General features: G+C 65.3%; 14 protein-coding genes. 9 read left to right on the forward strand and 5 right to left on the reverse strand.

Annotation, left to right across the window (positions count from 1 at the left end; genetic code table 11):
* Nucleotides 1-2: 2 nt before the first annotated feature.
* Nucleotides 3-974 (reverse strand): tyrosine recombinase XerC, encoded by a 972-nt coding sequence (locus BXY53_RS11170; protein ID WP_119062069.1) that lies wholly within the window; start codon nt 972-974, stop codon nt 3-5.
* 85 nt (nt 975-1,059) lie between these two features.
* On the opposite strand from BXY53_RS11170, the gene BXY53_RS11175 reads away from it, so the two are divergent.
* The 6 genes from BXY53_RS11175 to BXY53_RS11200 all read left to right on the forward strand — a co-directional run bounded on the left by BXY53_RS11175 (nt 1,060) and on the right by BXY53_RS11200 (nt 8,454).
* The gene (locus BXY53_RS11175; RefSeq protein WP_119062070.1) at nt 1,060-3,291 is read left to right on the forward strand and encodes a primosomal protein N'; all 2,232 of its coding nucleotides are present in this window, start codon (nt 1,060-1,062) and stop codon (nt 3,289-3,291) included.
* A gap of 245 nt (nt 3,292-3,536) precedes the next feature.
* The gene (locus tag BXY53_RS11180) at nt 3,537-4,097 is read left to right on the forward strand and encodes a F0F1 ATP synthase subunit delta (protein ID WP_119062189.1); all 561 of its coding nucleotides are present in this window, start codon (nt 3,537-3,539) and stop codon (nt 4,095-4,097) included.
* On the forward strand, nt 4,097-5,629 hold the full coding sequence (gene atpA / locus BXY53_RS11185; protein ID WP_119062071.1) for a F0F1 ATP synthase subunit alpha: 1,533 nt from the start codon (nt 4,097-4,099) through the stop codon (nt 5,627-5,629). Before BXY53_RS11180 ends, atpA begins: the two co-directional genes overlap by 1 nt.
* A gap of 42 nt (nt 5,630-5,671) precedes the next feature.
* Complete coding sequence (locus tag BXY53_RS11190) at nt 5,672-6,559, forward strand: F0F1 ATP synthase subunit gamma (protein ID WP_119062072.1); 888 nt, start codon at nt 5,672-5,674, stop codon at nt 6,557-6,559.
* Between the two features lie 35 nt (nt 6,560-6,594).
* Nucleotides 6,595-8,022, forward strand: a complete 1,428-nt coding sequence (atpD, locus tag BXY53_RS11195; protein ID WP_119062073.1) for a F0F1 ATP synthase subunit beta — start codon at nt 6,595-6,597, stop codon at nt 8,020-8,022.
* A 24-nt stretch (nt 8,023-8,046) separates the two neighbouring features.
* Nucleotides 8,047-8,454 carry a F0F1 ATP synthase subunit epsilon gene (locus BXY53_RS11200; protein WP_119062074.1) on the forward strand — a complete coding sequence of 136 codons (408 nt, stop codon included), beginning with the start codon at nt 8,047-8,049 and terminating at the stop codon, nt 8,452-8,454.
* Between the two features lie 15 nt (nt 8,455-8,469).
* Here the strand turns inward: BXY53_RS11200 and BXY53_RS11205 are convergent, their stop codons facing one another.
* The 3 genes from BXY53_RS11205 to BXY53_RS11215 form a co-directional block, all read right to left on the reverse strand.
* Nucleotides 8,470-9,078, reverse strand: coding sequence for a Smr/MutS family protein (locus BXY53_RS11205; RefSeq protein ID WP_245410449.1), 609 nt, complete (start codon nt 9,076-9,078; stop codon nt 8,470-8,472).
* 98 nt (nt 9,079-9,176) lie between these two features.
* Nucleotides 9,177-10,358 (reverse strand): murein transglycosylase A, encoded by a 1,182-nt coding sequence (gene mltA / locus BXY53_RS11210; protein WP_119062076.1) that lies wholly within the window; start codon nt 10,356-10,358, stop codon nt 9,177-9,179.
* A gap of 43 nt (nt 10,359-10,401) precedes the next feature.
* Nucleotides 10,402-11,118: a Tim44/TimA family putative adaptor protein gene (locus tag BXY53_RS11215; protein WP_210209226.1), complete on the reverse strand. Its 717-nt coding sequence runs from the start codon at nt 11,116-11,118 to the stop codon at nt 10,402-10,404.
* 222 nt (nt 11,119-11,340) lie between these two features.
* Here BXY53_RS11215 and BXY53_RS11220 point away from each other — a divergent pair, with 222 nt between their 5' ends.
* The gene (locus tag BXY53_RS11220; protein WP_170144426.1) at nt 11,341-11,910 is read left to right on the forward strand and encodes an FxsA family protein; all 570 of its coding nucleotides are present in this window, start codon (nt 11,341-11,343) and stop codon (nt 11,908-11,910) included.
* An 82-nt stretch (nt 11,911-11,992) separates the two neighbouring features.
* Nucleotides 11,993-12,934, forward strand: a complete 942-nt coding sequence (locus BXY53_RS11225; RefSeq protein WP_119062078.1) for an AEC family transporter — start codon at nt 11,993-11,995, stop codon at nt 12,932-12,934.
* A 9-nt stretch (nt 12,935-12,943) separates the two neighbouring features.
* Here the strand turns inward: BXY53_RS11225 and BXY53_RS11230 are convergent, their stop codons facing one another.
* On the reverse strand, nt 12,944-14,149 hold the full coding sequence (locus tag BXY53_RS11230; RefSeq protein ID WP_119062079.1) for a pyridoxal-phosphate-dependent aminotransferase family protein: 1,206 nt from the start codon (nt 14,147-14,149) through the stop codon (nt 12,944-12,946).
* A gap of 145 nt (nt 14,150-14,294) precedes the next feature.
* Here BXY53_RS11230 and BXY53_RS11235 point away from each other — a divergent pair, with 145 nt between their 5' ends.
* Nucleotides 14,295-15,032 carry a sulfite exporter TauE/SafE family protein gene (locus tag BXY53_RS11235; RefSeq protein ID WP_119062080.1) on the forward strand — a complete coding sequence of 246 codons (738 nt, stop codon included), beginning with the start codon at nt 14,295-14,297 and terminating at the stop codon, nt 15,030-15,032.
* The last annotated feature ends 67 nt before the right edge of the window (nt 15,033-15,099 follow it).

A 15,099-nucleotide genomic window follows, 5' to 3' on the forward strand; every position in this document is an offset into this window, starting at 1 on the left:
TGTCATTTCTGCCGCCCGCGCGGATGCGCCTTGGCATAGACGTTCAACAGCGCCTGGCGGTCGACATCGGTGTAAACCTGCGTGGTCGACAGGCTGGCATGGCCAAGCAGCTCCTGGATTGCGCGGAGGTCCGCGCCGCTGCCGAGCAGATGCGTTGCGAAGGAATGGCGCAGCGCGTGTGGCGTCGCCGTCGGGGGCAGGTCCAGCGCCGCGCGCAGCCTGGCGATGAGAAGCTGCACGATCCTCGGGCTCAGCCGCCCGCCCCGGACACCGACGAATAGCGGGTCATCGCTCATCAGCGAATATGGACAGGCGTCGAGATATTGCAGCACGGCCTCCTGCGCGATCGGCAGGACTGGCACGACGCGCTCGTGATCTCCCTTGCCCTTGACGCGCAGCACATCGCGCGGTGGCAGCGGCGCATCGCGGCGGTTGAGCGAAAGCGCCTCGGAGATACGCAGCCCCGAGCCGTAGAGCAGCAGGATCACGGCCTGATCGCGCAGTCCGACCCATGGCGCGCGGTCGCGTCCGTCATCCTCGCGGCTTTCACTCACGACGGCCCGCGCCTTGTCCTCGGTGAGCGGACGCGGCAGCGCACGCGGCACGCGCGGCAACGCGACGGCGAGAACGGCGCGGTTCTTCAAGTGCCCGGCCCGTTCCAAATGACGGAAGCACGCCCGCAACGCAGACAGGCTGCGCGAAAGACTGCGGCTCGATGCGCCCTGAGTCCGCCGCCACGCCAAGAAAGCGCGGAAATCGGCCGCGGTCAGAGCGTTGAAATCGCGCAGCGCAGGCGGCGCGCCGAGATGCTCGCTCAGAAACACACAGAACTGGCGGAGGTCCCGCGCGTAGGCGTCCAGGGTATTTGTGCCGCTGCCGCGCTCATGCCTGAGGAACGCCAGCCAGCCGCGGATCGCCTCGGCGAGGTCCGGCTGCGCGGAAAAGTCCAGATTTCTCGGAATAACCGTGTTCATCGACGCGACGCCGCTTTTCTTCCTGTGGCACAAACCCTTAACCTAGCGGCGCCATGGTTGATGCAGTCTTAATCCGCAGGGGCAGATGGTGACCGGGCCGTACCAGGCGGCGCAGGCGCGGCTTGATCTCGAGGAGCCGCAGGAGGGGCAGGTGCGCGCGGTGCCCGTGCTGGTGCCGCTGGCGCTGGAAGAGGCGTATGACTACCAGCCGCCGGAGGGCGAAGCGCCCCCACCGGGGACATTCGTCCGGGTGCCGCTCGGCTCCGCGCGGCGGATTGGGGTCGTTTGGGGCGCAGCGCGTACGGCGGATGTGGCGCCAAAGAAACTCAAATCCATCATCGAGGTGCTGGACGTGCCGGCGCTGCCTGCGGTGTCTCGGCGTCTGGTCGACTGGGTGGCGAACTACACGCTCAGCCCGCGCGGGATGGTGCTGAAGATGATGATGAGCGCGCCCCGCGCTTTTGAGCCCGAGGGGCCGCGGTTCGGCTATCGCGCGGCCGGGCCGCCGCCCGACCGAATGACGCCGGCGCGGGAGAAGGTGCTGAATGTGGCGGCTGACGGTGCCGTGCGCGCAAAGGCGGAACTCGCCCGCGAGGCCGGCGTCAGCGCGGCGGTGATCGAGGGGCTGGCCGCCGCCGGTTCGCTCATCCGCGTGGAGATGCCGCCGCCGCGCCCGGCGCTGCCGGACCCGGAGCATGCGCCGCCGGAACTCGCGCCCGAGCAGGCCGAAGCGGCCGGCAAGCTGATCGACGCGGTGCGCCGAGGCGGCTTCTCCGTGTGCCTGCTCGACGGCGTGACGGGTGCGGGCAAGACGGAGGTGTATTTCGAGGCCGTCGCCGCTGCGTTGGCGCGCGGCCAGCAGGTGCTCATCCTTCTCCCGGAGATCGCGCTGACCAGCCAGTTTCTGGATCGCTTCGCCAAGCGTTTTGGCTGCCGGCCCATGGAGTGGCACTCGGCGATGGGCGCGGCGGAGCGCGGGCGCATCTGGCGCGCGGTGGCGAAGGGCGAGGCGCGCGCGGTTGCCGGGGCGCGCTCGGCGCTGTTCCTGCCGTTTGCCGATCTTGGCCTGACCGTCGTGGACGAGGAGCACGAGCAGAGCTTCAAGCAGGAGGACTATGTGCGGTATCAGGCGCGCGACGTGGCGGTGGTGCGCGGCAAGCTGGGCAAGCACCCGGTGATCCTGAGTTCGGCGACGCCCTCGATCGAGAGCGTCGTCAACGCCCGGCAAGGGCGCTACGAGCACGTCCGCCTGACCAGCCGCTACGCGGGCGCGGCGCTGCCCGACATTCGCGCGATCGACCTGCGCGCCGACCCGCCGGAACGTGGCCGCTGGCTGTCGCCGGCGCTGGTTTCGGCGGTACGCGACACGCTCGCGGCGGACAAACAGGCGCTTCTGTTCCTGAACCGCCGCGGTTATGCGCCGCTAACGCTGTGTCGGGCCTGCGGCTACCGCATCGAATGCCCGCAATGCAGCGCCACGCTGGTCGAGCACCGCGCGCGCGGCAAGCTGACCTGCCATCACTGCGGCTTCGTGCTGCCACGCCCCGGCGACTGCCCCGCCTGCGGGGTTAGCGGCAAGCTGGTGCCCTGCGGGCCGGGCGTGGAGCGCGTCGCGGAGGAGGTGGCCGAGCGCTTCCCTGACGTGCCCGCCGCGATCCTGTCGAGTGACTTCACGACCAACTTGAGCGAAGTGCGGGAGACCATCGCGCGCATTTCCTCGGGCAAGGCGCGAATCGTGATCGGCACACAGCTTGTCGCGAAAGGACATCACTTCCCCGGCCTGGCCCTCGTCGGCGTCGTCGACGGCGACCTCAGCCTGGCGCAGGGCGGCGACCCGCGCGCGGCGGAGCGCACCTTCCAGCTCATGCAGCAGGTCATCGGCCGCGCGGGGCGCGAGGAGAGCGGCGGCGTCGGCCTGATCCAGACCCACGCGCCCGACCATCCGGTCATGCGTGCCCTGATCTCAGGGGATCGCGACACCTTCCTGGCGCGTGAAATTGCCGCACGTGAGGCCGCCGTGCTGCCGCCCTTCGGCCGGCTGGCGGCGATCATCGTCTCGGCAGGCGCGAAACCGGAAGCTGAACGCTACGCGCAGGCGCTTGCCAAGGCCGCGCCGCCGGCAGCGCGGATCGAGGTCATGGGGCCGGCCGAGGCGCCCCTGGTGCTGATCCGCGGGCGTTACCGCTACCGGCTGCTCGTCAAGGCGCCGCGGAACGTGGATTTACAAGCATTTTTGCGCGCCTGGATGGATCGTGCGCCGCTGGCGAAGGGGAGCGTGCGCGTGATCATCGACGTCGATCCCTACAGCTTCCTGTGACCCGGGGCGCAACGCTTGGGAATTTTCGCGCTTTACGTTCGCGCGCGGTTCTATCGCCTTGGTGTGCGCAGCGTATTGCAAGGGCGGCAAAGCCTGTGATAGATGACCTCCAACTTCAGCAAGGATGCGTCTTGCGCTCGGTGCCGCGCGGCTGTTCCAAGCCAGAAACGCAGGATACGGCACGCGCGTATCGGCGCGTCCACCCTTCCAGGACATTTCGGGAGCGGCGCGTGGAAGACAAGTCGATGGCTAGTGGCGGGACCAGCGTGACGGGGGTCGCGGGGCGCTATGCGACCGCACTGTTCGAGCTCGCCCTGGAAGAAGGCAAGTTGGAAGAAGTCGAGTCGCAGCTCGCCGACTTTCGGGAAATGCTCGACACCAGCGAGGATCTCCGCCGTCTGGCCCACAGTCCGGCCTTCTCGATGGACCAGCAGGCCAAGGCCGTGCGCGTGATCGCCGATGCTGCCGGTACCTCCGGGCTGACCAAGAACTTCCTCGAACTGCTTGTTGAAAAGCGCCGGCTCTCCGCCATCTCGAACATCATCCGCGCATTTCGCACGCTGTCCGCCCGCCACCGCGGCGAGGTGGAGGCAGAAGTCATCACCGCCGTGCAGCTCAGCGATGACCAGAAGGAGACGCTGCAACAGGCGCTGCGTGACTTCGCCGGGCAGGATGTAAGCATGAATATCCGCGTGGATCCGTCGATCCTCGGCGGGTTGATCGTCAAGATCGGCAGCCGGATGATCGACAATTCCCTGCGCACCAAGCTCAACCGTCTCAGACACGTTATGAAAGAGGTAGGCTGATGGAAATCCGGGCCTCGGAAATTTCCTCAATTCTCAAGGAACAGATCAAAAACTTCGGTCAGGAAGCCGAGGTCGCGGAGATCGGCCAGGTGCTTTCCGTCGGCGACGGCATCGCGCGCGTCTACGGCCTCGACAACGTCCAGGCGGGCGAGATGGTCGAGTTCGAGAACGGCGTGCGCGGCATGGCGCTGAACCTTGAGGTCGACAACGTTGGTATCGTGGTTTTCGGCGAGGACCGCGACATCAAGGAAGGCGACACGGTCAAGCGCACCGGCGACATCGTGGAGGTGCCGGTCGGCAAGGAGCTGTTGGGCCGCGTGGTCGACAGCCTGGGCAACCCGATCGACGGCAAGGGGCCGATCGAAGCGAAGGAATACCGCCGCGCGGACGTCAAGGCGCCAGGCATCATCCCGCGCAAGTCCGTGCACGAGCCGATGCAGACCGGCCTGAAAGCGATCGACGCGCTGATCCCGATCGGCCGCGGCCAGCGTGAGCTGATCATTGGTGACCGCCAGACCGGCAAGACCGCCATCGCGCTCGACACGATCCTGAACCAGAAGGAAATCAACAAGTCCGAGGACGAGAGCAAGAAGCTCTATTGCGTCTATGTCGCGGTCGGTCAGAAACGCTCTACCGTGGCGCAGTTCGTCAAGAACCTGGAAGAGCGCGGCGCGCTGGAATACTCCATCGTGATTGCCGCTACGGCCTCCGAGCCTGCGCCGATGCAGTATCTTGCGCCGTATGCGGGCTGCGCGATGGGCGAATATTTCCGCGACAACGGCATGCACTCGCTGCTCGTCTATGACGACCTGTCGAAGCAGGCCACGGCCTATCGCCAGATGTCGCTGCTGCTGCGCCGTCCGCCGGGCCGCGAGGCGTATCCGGGCGACGTATTCTACCTTCACAGCCGCCTGCTGGAGCGTGCCGCAAAGCTGAACGACGACCACGGCGCCGGCTCGCAGACCGCCTTGCCGATTGTCGAGACACAGGCCAACGACGTCTCGGCCTACATTCCGACGAACGTCATTTCGATTACCGACGGCCAGATCTTCCTGGAGACCGACCTGTTCTACCAGGGCATTCGCCCGGCGGTGAACGTGGGCCTGTCGGTGTCGCGCGTCGGCTCTTCCGCGCAGATCAAGGCGATGAAGCAGGTTGCTGGCGCGATCAAGGGCGAGCTGGCGCAGTACCGCGAGATGGCGGCCTTCGCGCAGTTCGGCTCCGACCTCGATGCGGCGACGCAGCGGCTACTGGCCCGCGGTGAGCGTCTGACCGAGCTTCTGAAACAGCCGCAATTCTCGCCGTTGCAGGTGGAGGAGCAGGTCGTCGTGATCTTCGCCGGCACGCGCGGCTACCTCGACCCGCTACCGGTCTCGGCGGTGAACCGCTTCGAGCAGGATCTGCTGCGCCATATGCGCGAGGAGCACAACGACATCCTCGAAAAGATCCGCACCGAGGGCAAGCTGTCCGAGGAGCTGGAAAACAAGCTGAAGAGCGCGATCGACAAGTTCGCCGAGCACTTCGCCGCTTAATCGCCCCATCGCCGACGCGCCAACCGAGGATCGGGAGACCCCATGGCCAGTCTGAAGGACATGCGCAATCGGATCTCTAGCGTCAAAGCGACGCAGAAGATCACGAAGGCGATGCAGATGGTGGCGGCCGCGAAGCTGCGCAAGGCGCAGGAGGCGGCGGACGCCGCGCGGCCGTATGCCGAGAAAATGGATCAGGTGCTTGGCAATCTGAACGCGCGCGTGGTCAACAAGGAGGCCGCCTCGCCGTTGCTGGTTGGCACGGGCAGAGAGGACGTGCACCTGATCGTCGTGGCGACTGCCGATCGCGGTTTGTGTGGCGCATTCAATGCCAACATTGCTAAGAAGGCGCGGCAAATCGCGAGCGGGCTTATCGCGGAGGGCAAGGATGTCAAGTTCCTGTGCGTCGGCAGCAAGGGCTATGACATGCTCAAGCGTGACCACGGCCGGCGCATTGTCGATGTCATCGACATGAAGAGCGTCAAGCGGGTCGGCTTCGACGATGCCCACGCCATCGCGCAGCGCGTGCTCGCCATGTTCGACAAGGGTGAATTCGACGTCTGCACGCTGGTGTTCTCGGAATTCGTCAACACGCTCACTCAGCGGCCCAAGCACATGCAGTTGATCCCGGCCAGCCTGCCGGAAGAGGGGGCGCCGGAAGAAGGCGCGCCGACGGCGGACTACATCTTCGAGCCGGATGAAGAGGACATTCTGCGCGATCTGCTCCCGCGCAACGTCGCCACGCAGATTTTCCGCGCGCTCCTGGAGAACGCCGCGGGCGAGCAGGGCGCGCGCATGACCGCGATGGACAACGCGACGCGCAACGCCGGCGAGCTGATCGACAATCTGACGCTGACCTACAACCGGATGCGCCAGGACCAGATTACCAAGGAACTGATTGAAATCGTCTCCGGCGCGGAAGCGATCTCGTAGACAGGCCGGACACAGGCAACAGGGAAGTAGAGGCTATGGCAAGCGACAAGAATATCGGCCGCGTTCGCCAGGTGACGGGCGCCGTCGTCGACGTTCAGTTCGACGAGAAGCTGCCGGAAATCCTGAGCGCGCTGGAAGTGGACAACCACGGCAACCGCTTGGTGCTGGAGGTGGCGCAACATCTGGGCGAGAATACAGTGCGCTGCATCGCCATGGACGCGACCGAGGGCTTGGTGCGCGGGCAGGAAGTCGTCGATACCGGCGAGGCGATCGAGGTCCCTGTCGGTGACGGCACGCTTGGCCGCATCATGAACGTCATCGGCGAGCCCATCGACGAGGCCGGCGATATCCCGCACGAGCAGAAGCGGCCGATCCACGCTTCCGCCCCGGAATTTATCGAACAGTCGACCGAAACCGAGATTCTTAAGACCGGCATCAAGGTCGTTGATCTGCTCGCGCCCTACGCAAAGGGCGGCAAGATCGGCCTGTTCGGGGGTGCCGGGGTCGGCAAGACGGTGCTCATTCAGGAGCTGATCAACAACATCGCCATGGCGCATGGCGGCTACTCGGTCTTTGCCGGCGTGGGCGAGCGCACGCGCGAGGGCAACGACCTCTACTGGGAGATGATCGAGTCCGGCGTGAACAAGGAAGGCGGCGGCGAAGGGTCCAAGGCTTCGCTGATCTACGGCCAGATGAACGAGCCGCCGGGCGCGCGTGCCCGCGTTGGTCTCACGGGTCTGACCGTTGCGGAATATTTCCGCGATCAGGGTCAGGACGTGCTGTTCTTTGTCGACAATATTTTCCGCTTCACGCAGGCGGGCGCCGAGGTGTCTGCGCTGCTGGGCCGTATCCCGTCTGCGGTGGGCTATCAGCCGACGCTCGGCACCGACATGGGCGAGCTTCAGGAGCGCATTACCTCGACCGACAAGGGCTCGATTACGTCAGTGCAGGCCGTTTACGTTCCGGCTGACGACCTGACCGACCCGGCCCCGGCTTCGACCTTCGCCCACTTGGACGCGACGACGGTGCTGAGCCGCTCGATCGCGGAGAAGGGCATTTATCCGGCCGTGGACCCGCTCGACTCCACTTCGCGGGTGCTGGAGCCGCGCATTGTCGGCGACGAGCACTACGAAACCGCGCGCAAGGTGCAGGAGGTGCTTCAACGCTACAAGGCGCTTCAGGACATCATCGCGATTCTGGGCATGGACGAGCTGTCGGAAGAGGACAAGCTGACTGTCGCGCGCGCCCGCAAGATCGAGCGCTTCCTGAGCCAGCCGTTCCACGTCGCGGAGGTGTTCACTGGCAAGCCGGGCGTGCTCGTCGACCTTGCCGACACGATCAAGGGCTTCAAGGGCCTTGTGAACGGCGACTATGACGATCTGCCGGAGCAGGCGTTCTACATGGTCGGAACCATCGACGAGGCGATCCAGAAGGCGGAAGAACTGGCGGCCGAGGCAGCGTAACCGGCTCCCGGGGGAGGCTTATTCATGGCGGATACGTTCCGTTTCGATCTTGTGTCGCCGGAGCGGGTGCTGGTGTCCGAAGACGTTAGCGAGGTGATCGTGCCGAGCAACGAGGGCGATTTCGGCATGCTGCCGAACCACGCCCCGATCATCGCCTCGCTGCGCCCCGGTGCGCTGACCGTGCGCGGCAGCGGGAGCGAGCGCAAGTATTTCGTGCGCGGCGGGCTGGCCGAGGGCGGCCCGGAGCAGCTCACTGTGCTGGCACAGCGGGCGATGCCTCTGGAGGAGCTGGATCCCGAGAAGATCGCCCAGGAAATCCAGTGGGCGAAGGAGGATGTCGAGGATGCGCGCGATGAGGAGACGCGGGCGCAGGCCGTCGACAATCTCGAGCGGCTGGAGACTCTGGCCGAGGTCCTCAAGCAGAATGCCTAGGCCGGACCCGGTCTGTTACGATCCGTGCTTTCCCTTTCCACGGGAGGCTGGCTGCGTCGCTATCCGGCGAATGCGCACGTAAAGCGCGCCCTCGCCGCCGTGGCGCGAATGCGCTGGCGACACACCGGCGACGACGTCGCGAAACTCGGGCTTGGCAAGCCATTCGGGCACGAGGCGGCGAAGGACCCCCCGCGGCGATTCATAGAACGGCGTCGCCTCCCACGCTTCATATTGTTGTCGCGCGCTTTCGCGCGCCACTCCCTTCCCGGTAATCACCAGGACAAGGCGGTGGCCACGGGCCTGACTTGCGCGCAGAAACCCCTTGAGCGCCGGGTAGGCCTCGCGCTGGCGCATCCCGTGCAGGTCAAGCCGCGCGTCGATGCTTTCCGGGTCGCGGGCGATGCGCCGCGCTTCCCGGCGGGCGAGCGGTGTCATGCGCGGCGAAGCCGCCTCCTCGCGCCGCGGCGGAGCCGGTGCGGGCGCGTCGGGGCGGGCTGCGTTCCGCTTGCGAGGCAAAGGCTCATCGCTGACTTCGGCCGGCCGGGCGGCGGACGCCGCGTCGTCGCCCGGGCTCGGGAGCGCCGCTCCCTGCTCACGCCTGCGCAGCGCCGTGGTCTCCCGCATAGCCTGTTCCCACAAGCGCCGCTCTTCCTCGCTGAGTTCGCGCTTGCGTGGCGGACGGCGGTTCATGGGCCAGGGTCTGCGTCTTCGTTGCGTTTCTGTCAGCGGGCGGCGTTCGGCAGGAGAATCGTGAAGCCGGCATCATGCTTCGTCCGGCTGGCGGCATCGTGGGCTTCGACTCCGCTGCCCCAATAGATGTCGCCCCGCACGTCACCGCGGATCGCCGAGCCGGTGTCTTGCGCGATCATCAGCCGGCGAAACGGCTGCTGCTCGTCATCGTCCAGTTTCGGCGCCGCCACCCAGATCGGCGCGCCGAGCAGGTGATAGCGCGGGTCCACCGCCAGGCTGCGCAGCGGCGTCAGCGACGTGCCGAGCGCCCCGACAGGGCCAACCGCTCCCTCCGCTTCGGAAAGCTCCCGGAAGAAGATGTAGGACTTGTTCGACCAGATCAACTCCTGGCCCTTCTCGCCGTTTTCTTCCGCCCATGCGAAAATGTTGGCGAGCGAGGCTTCATGCGGCTTCAACTCCCCCCGCGAGATAATCTCCTGGCCGATCGAGGTGTAGGGAAAGCCGTTCTTGCCGGCGAAGCCGAGCCGGATCGCCGTGCCGTCCTGAAAGCGGATGCGGCCCGAGCCTTGAAGCTGCATGGAGTAATGCGCTACCGGATCTGCGATCCAGGCCAACTCAAGGCCCAACCCCTCGAGCGCCCCCTGTTCGATCTCCTTGCGGGTGAAGTGCGCTTTCAGACCGTCCTCGGTCTGGCGTGCGGCGGTCAGGTCTTCGGGCAGGCCTTCGCGGGCGTTGGCCTTGATGAGTGTCAGGTCATCCGGTGGCCGATAGATTGGAATGTTGAACTTTTCGGTCTTGGTGCGCGAGCCTTGGATTTCCGGCTCGTAATAGCCGGTGACGAGTTGCCGGTCAGTCTGCGGTCGCACGCGGTAGGCCGTGAAATAGGTCTCGAAGAAGTCGCGCGCGGCCCCCGCCTCCAGAGGGTCTGACAGCGCCATCGCACGCTCGCATACCCAGGCCAGCGCCTGGCGTTGCTCCGTATCATGCCGCTTGGCAATGCGGACCGACCACGGACAGGAGCGCCGGAACGCGGCAAACGCCTTGGCGTGGTCATCCTCGGCCCAGCCGGGGATGTCTGCGAAGCTCACCCGATCAAGCTGAAGCGGGAGCTTGTCCCCGTCGGTATCGGGGAACTGCCAGTGCCAGAGTTCCACGGTCAGAAACACAAACAGCGTGAACAGGAAAGCCTGGGTAAAGTACCACGCCGCCGACATGATCCCAAACGCCTGAAATGGCCGATGCTCTGGCGCGCGCCCTTTAGCTCTCGGTCTCCGTGGCGATCAGTACCCAGTTCGGATCGGACGCGCCCACGTCGCGCGAGAAGGTCCAGTGATCGGTAACTTCCTGAATCTCCTTCGGGTCGCCCTCGATGATGCGGCCTTCCTTGTCGCGGGTGACAGTGATGAATTCGCTGACGAATTTCACCGTAATCTGCGCCTCGCCGTTGACCAGGTTCGCGTCAGCAATCTCGGTCTTGTCGATGCCGACGAACTTGAAATCGACGGTCTCCCCTGCGCGCTCGCGCTCTTCGATAGCGGAGACAAAGCTCTGATAGACTTCTGGACTGAGCAGTTCCTTCAACGTCGCGGTGTTGCCCGCAGCAAAGGCGGTCACGACCATCTCATACGCGGTGTTGGCGCCCTCGATGAAGTGGCGGAGGTCAAAGCTGCGGTCGGCGCGCATGATCGCGGCAAGCTTCTCTGCCAGCGGGCTGCCCTTGGGAGCATAGTCGCGCACCATTTCCTGAAGCTGATCCTCGCTGGCGCTTTCCCGATGGCCGCCCTGCTGCTGCTCCGTGCCCGGCAGCGGCACGACCTTGTCACGCGCCGCGCCACCGGCCTGCTGAGCGGAATAAGGGTCGTAAGGAGGTTTTTCGTTTCCGGTTCGCTTGCCGAGAACGCTTCGCAATCTCAGGAAGATCAGGACAGCGATGACCAGAAATATGATGGTGCTGAGGTCGATTGTTCCGCTCATGTTGTCGCGACGCTTTGATTCGGGATTGCGCTATCCGCACTTCCGTGAGGTACGCGATTGATATAGGCTTCGATCACGCCGTGCGCCAGACCTCGCGGGGAAGGAAGGATGACAGCTCATCCACTGTTGCCCCGCATTTTACGGCATCGCGGGTTTGAAGCCAACCACCAATAATCGCGGCAGGTGATGTCGGTCGCACTGCCAGCGCAACATGCGGGCCCCATGTTTCTGATTTTCTTCCTGATCTTCGTCGCCACGCCGATCCTGGAGATCGTGCTGTTCATCGAGATCGGCGGATTCATTGGCGTTGGGCCCACCATCCTGATCGTCATCGTCACGGCACTCGTCGGGTCGATTCTTCTGCGTCTGCAGGGCAGCGCGGTGATACGGCGCACCCAGATGGCGCTGAGGGCAGGGGAGCTACCGGTCGACCCGGTGATCGACGGTATCAGCCTGCTGGTTGCCGGCGCATTGCTGCTCACGCCGGGGTTTTTCACGGATGCGGTGGGCTTCCTCCTGTTCGTACCCCCCTTCCGGCGGGCGCTGGCACGGCGCATCTTCCTGCACATGGTGCGCTCGGGCAATGTGTTCGTTGCGGGCGCCGGGCCTGAAGGCGAGCCGCCGCATGGCCGCCGCGAACGCGACGAGGAGCGGCGCGGGCGCGGTCAGGAAACAATCATCGATGTCGAATACGAGCCGGTGGACGATGAGCGCGAGCGCCGCGACGAGGATGAGCGCGACGATGACGAGCCGCCGCGTCGCCGCCGAGGCGCCTCGCCCTGGCGGAAGTGAGCCGCGCCGCCTTTAAGGCGTTGTTTGCCGCAGCCGCAGGATCCGCGCCCGACGCCCGCCAGGTCAGCCTGCCGCCCCGCCCATGACGACGATCATCAGCACTATCGCGCCGGTGTTCCTCGTGATTCTCGCCGGCTTTGCCTTCGCGCGAAGCGGCCTGATGTCGCGCACGGCCGAGACCGGGCTGATGGAGTTCGTGCTGCGCGTGGGGATCCCCGCGCTCCTGTTCCGCACGATGGTCGATGCGCGCCCGCCGGGCGGTGAGACGCTGCGTCTTTGGGGCGTCTATTTCGGCGCGCTGGTGGCGATCTGGCTGCTCTCCGCGCTGGTGACGCACTTCCTGTTGCGCCGGCCGAAGGAAGACCAGCCGATGGTTGGCATGAGCGCCTGCTTTGGCAACATCGTGCTACTCGGCATTCCTATCGTGCTGGCGACCTACGGCCCGGAAGCGGCGACGCCAGTGGCGGTGATCACCTCGATCCACACCGCACTTTTGTGGCTGGCGGCGACGCTGCACGTCGAGACCGTATCCGAGCATGGCCGCACGACGACCCGCACTCTGCTGCGCGAGCTGGCCGTCAACCTGCTCACGAACCCGATCATCCTCGCCATCCTGGCCGGCACGCTCTGGCGGCAGACCGGCATCGGGCTGGGCATGGCGCCGCGCGCCATGTTTGATCTGCTGGCGCAGGCGGGCGTGCCATGCGCCCTGTTTGCGCTGGGGCTCAGCCTGCGGGATTTCTCCATCCGCGGGCAGGTGCCGACACTCACGGCGCTGTTGTTGCTCAAGCTGGTGCTGTTTCCGCTGCTGGTCTGGGTGCTGGCGTTTCGGGTGGTGCCGCTCGATCCGCTCTGGGCGGGCGTGGCCGTTCTGTTCGCTGCGTGCCCCACCGGCGTGAACGCCTTTATTCTCGCGAAGCAGTATGGGCGGGTCATCAACTCGACATCCGGCGCTGTGGCGCTCGGCACCGCGCTCTCGGTGGGTACCATGACGGCGATTCTGTTGCTGATATCGCCGTCATGAGCCTTTCGATTACGCCATCGCGGCCTGCTGCGGAGCTGTTTCTTCAGCTTGCTCCGCTCCGGCCAGGAAATCCATCGCCGCTTGGGTGCCGCCCGCATTGTGCGGGATGCCTGCGATCTTGAGGCCCATCTCGACCCCGCTGATCGCGCCGATGAGCGTCAGGTCGTTCAGATCGCCGAGATGGCCGATGCGGAAGACCCTGTCGGCAAGCCGCGCCAGGCCGGTGCCAAGCGATAGATCGAAGTTTTCCAGGATCTGCGCACGCAGGGCATTGGCGCTGTAGCCCTCCGGCACGAAGATAGAGGTCAGTGAACTGGAGTACTCGCGCGGGTCGGCGCAGACCAGTTCCAGCCCCCAAGCGTGGACGGCCCGTCGGGTGGCCTCGGCGTGCCGTTCATGCCGGGCGATGATGTTGTCCAGCCCCTGCTCCTCAATGATGGTCAGCGCCTCGTCCAGCGCGTAGAACAGGTTTGTCGCCGGCGTGTAAGGGAAGAAGCCGTTCTGGTTGGCCGACAACATGTCGTTCCATTCCCAGTAGCACTTAGGCAATCTGGCCGTTTTCGACGCGTCGAGCGCCTTCTGGCTTATGGCGTTGAAGCTCATACCAGGCGGCAGCATCATGCCTTTCTGGGAGCCGCCGACGCTGACATCGACCTTCCACTCGTCATGGCGATAGTCCATGGAGCCGAGCGAGGAGATCGTGTCGACCATGAACAGCGCGGGATGCCCGACATCATCGATTGCCCTGCGAATCTCGGGCAGGCGGGCGGCACAGCCGGTGGAGGTCTCGTTGTGGACGACACACACGGCCTTGATCTCGTGGCCGGTATCAGCGGCGAGGCGGTCGCGGATAGCTTCAGGGTCCGCCGCACGGCGCCAGTCGCTTGGCAGGAACTCGGCTTCAAGCCCCAGGCGATCGGCCATGTCTTTCCAGAGCGACGCGAAATGGCCTATGTCAGCCATTAGCACCTTGTCCCCGGGTGACAGCGTGTTGACAAGGGCTGCTTCCCAGGCGCCAGTCCCCGACGCCGGATAGATCACCACCGGGCCGGAGCATTTGAACAGCTTTTGCAGCCGCGGAAGCAGCCGCAGGGTGAGTTGTGCGAATTCCGGGCCACGGTGATCAATCAGGGCCCGGTCCATGGCGCGCAGGACGCGGTCCGGCACGTTGGTCGGGCCCGGGATATGCAGGAAATGCCGCCCAGGTTTGCTCATGAATCCTCCCCATGAATGAAACTGTTTTCGTAAGGTTGAGTGCCCAATATACCGGATTTTATCCCGGTTAAACGGTCTCAGAAGCGGCATCTCAGCAAAAAATCGCGACGCTGGAAATAAAAATAACGGTTAGGCCAAACAAAAAATGACGGAAATCATTGGCTTCGCTGATTTGATGGGGTGGGGCCCCGCGATCGCCTTTCTCGCCGCACTGCTACAGACCGCGACCGGCTTCGGCTTTTCGCTGATCGCCGCGCCGCTGCTGCTTCTGGTGTATGCGCCGCAGACGGCCATTCAGCTCAACATCATCCTCGGGCTGGTGGTCTCGGTCATCATGCTGCCGCGCGCCGCGCGCGAGGCGGATGCGGCCCTGCTTCGGCGCATGGTGATCGGAACGCTCGTCGGGGCGCCGCTCGGGCTGGCGATTTTCGTGTCTGGCAATGTAGTTCTGCTCAAGGGCATCGTGGCCGCGCTCGCGCTCGGGCTGGCACTGTTGCTGGCGCTGAGGTTCCGGTTCGCTCGCTCGGCCGGCCGCGACTATGGCATCGGAGCGGCCTCTGGTCTGCTGACGACGAGCATCGGTGTGCCCGGTCCGCCGCTCATGCTCTATTTCTCAGGCGGCCAGTTCAGCAAGAAGGTCGCGCGCGCGACGACGCTTACCTTCTTCCTTTTTGCTTACGGCGGCAGCCTGGCCTTCCAGGTGGCCGGAAGCGGGGTTGCCGATGGCGTCGGCGCGGCAGCGCTCGTCTGCCTGCCGCTGACCCTTCTGGGCGTCGCAGGCGGACAACTCATTTTCGGCTTCATCAATCAGCGCGTTTTCGTCAGAATGATATGGGCGCTGCTTGTGGCGACCGGGCTTTATCTGCTGCACACGCTGTTGTGACCGCGCCCGGATCGATATGACCCTGCGCGACGCGCGATGGCGGATTTGGACGAGCGTCACTGACCCC

The organism is Dichotomicrobium thermohalophilum (assembly GCF_003550175.1).
Lineage (GTDB): Bacteria > Pseudomonadota > Alphaproteobacteria > Rhizobiales > Rhodomicrobiaceae > Dichotomicrobium > Dichotomicrobium thermohalophilum.

What these genes read in the sequence shown, in the direction of transcription:
- BXY53_RS11170 (WP_119062069.1), bottom strand. Translation starts at nt 974, where the DNA reads ATGAACACGGTTATTCCGAGAAATCTGGACTTTTCCGCGCAGCCGGAC.
- BXY53_RS11205 (WP_245410449.1), bottom strand. Translation starts at nt 9,078, where the DNA reads ATGCGGGAGACCACGGCGCTGCGCAGGCGTGAGCAGGGAGCGGCGCTC.
- BXY53_RS11230 (WP_119062079.1), bottom strand. Translation starts at nt 14,149, where the DNA reads ATGAGCAAACCTGGGCGGCATTTCCTGCATATCCCGGGCCCGACCAAC.
- atpA (WP_119062071.1), top strand. Translation starts at nt 4,097, where the DNA reads ATGGAAATCCGGGCCTCGGAAATTTCCTCAATTCTCAAGGAACAGATC.
- BXY53_RS11180 (WP_119062189.1), top strand. Translation starts at nt 3,537, where the DNA reads ATGGCTAGTGGCGGGACCAGCGTGACGGGGGTCGCGGGGCGCTATGCG.
- BXY53_RS11235 (WP_119062080.1), top strand. Translation starts at nt 14,295, where the DNA reads ATGACGGAAATCATTGGCTTCGCTGATTTGATGGGGTGGGGCCCCGCG.
- BXY53_RS11225 (WP_119062078.1), top strand. Translation starts at nt 11,993, where the DNA reads ATGACGACGATCATCAGCACTATCGCGCCGGTGTTCCTCGTGATTCTC.
- atpD (WP_119062073.1), top strand. Translation starts at nt 6,595, where the DNA reads ATGGCAAGCGACAAGAATATCGGCCGCGTTCGCCAGGTGACGGGCGCC.
- BXY53_RS11200 (WP_119062074.1), top strand. Translation starts at nt 8,047, where the DNA reads ATGGCGGATACGTTCCGTTTCGATCTTGTGTCGCCGGAGCGGGTGCTG.
- BXY53_RS11215 (WP_210209226.1), bottom strand. Translation starts at nt 11,118, where the DNA reads ATGAGCGGAACAATCGACCTCAGCACCATCATATTTCTGGTCATCGCT.
- BXY53_RS11175 (WP_119062070.1), top strand. Translation starts at nt 1,060, where the DNA reads ATGGTGACCGGGCCGTACCAGGCGGCGCAGGCGCGGCTTGATCTCGAG.
- mltA (WP_119062076.1), bottom strand. Translation starts at nt 10,358, where the DNA reads ATGTCGGCGGCGTGGTACTTTACCCAGGCTTTCCTGTTCACGCTGTTT.
- BXY53_RS11220 (WP_170144426.1), top strand. Translation starts at nt 11,341, where the DNA reads ATGTTTCTGATTTTCTTCCTGATCTTCGTCGCCACGCCGATCCTGGAG.
- BXY53_RS11190 (WP_119062072.1), top strand. Translation starts at nt 5,672, where the DNA reads ATGGCCAGTCTGAAGGACATGCGCAATCGGATCTCTAGCGTCAAAGCG.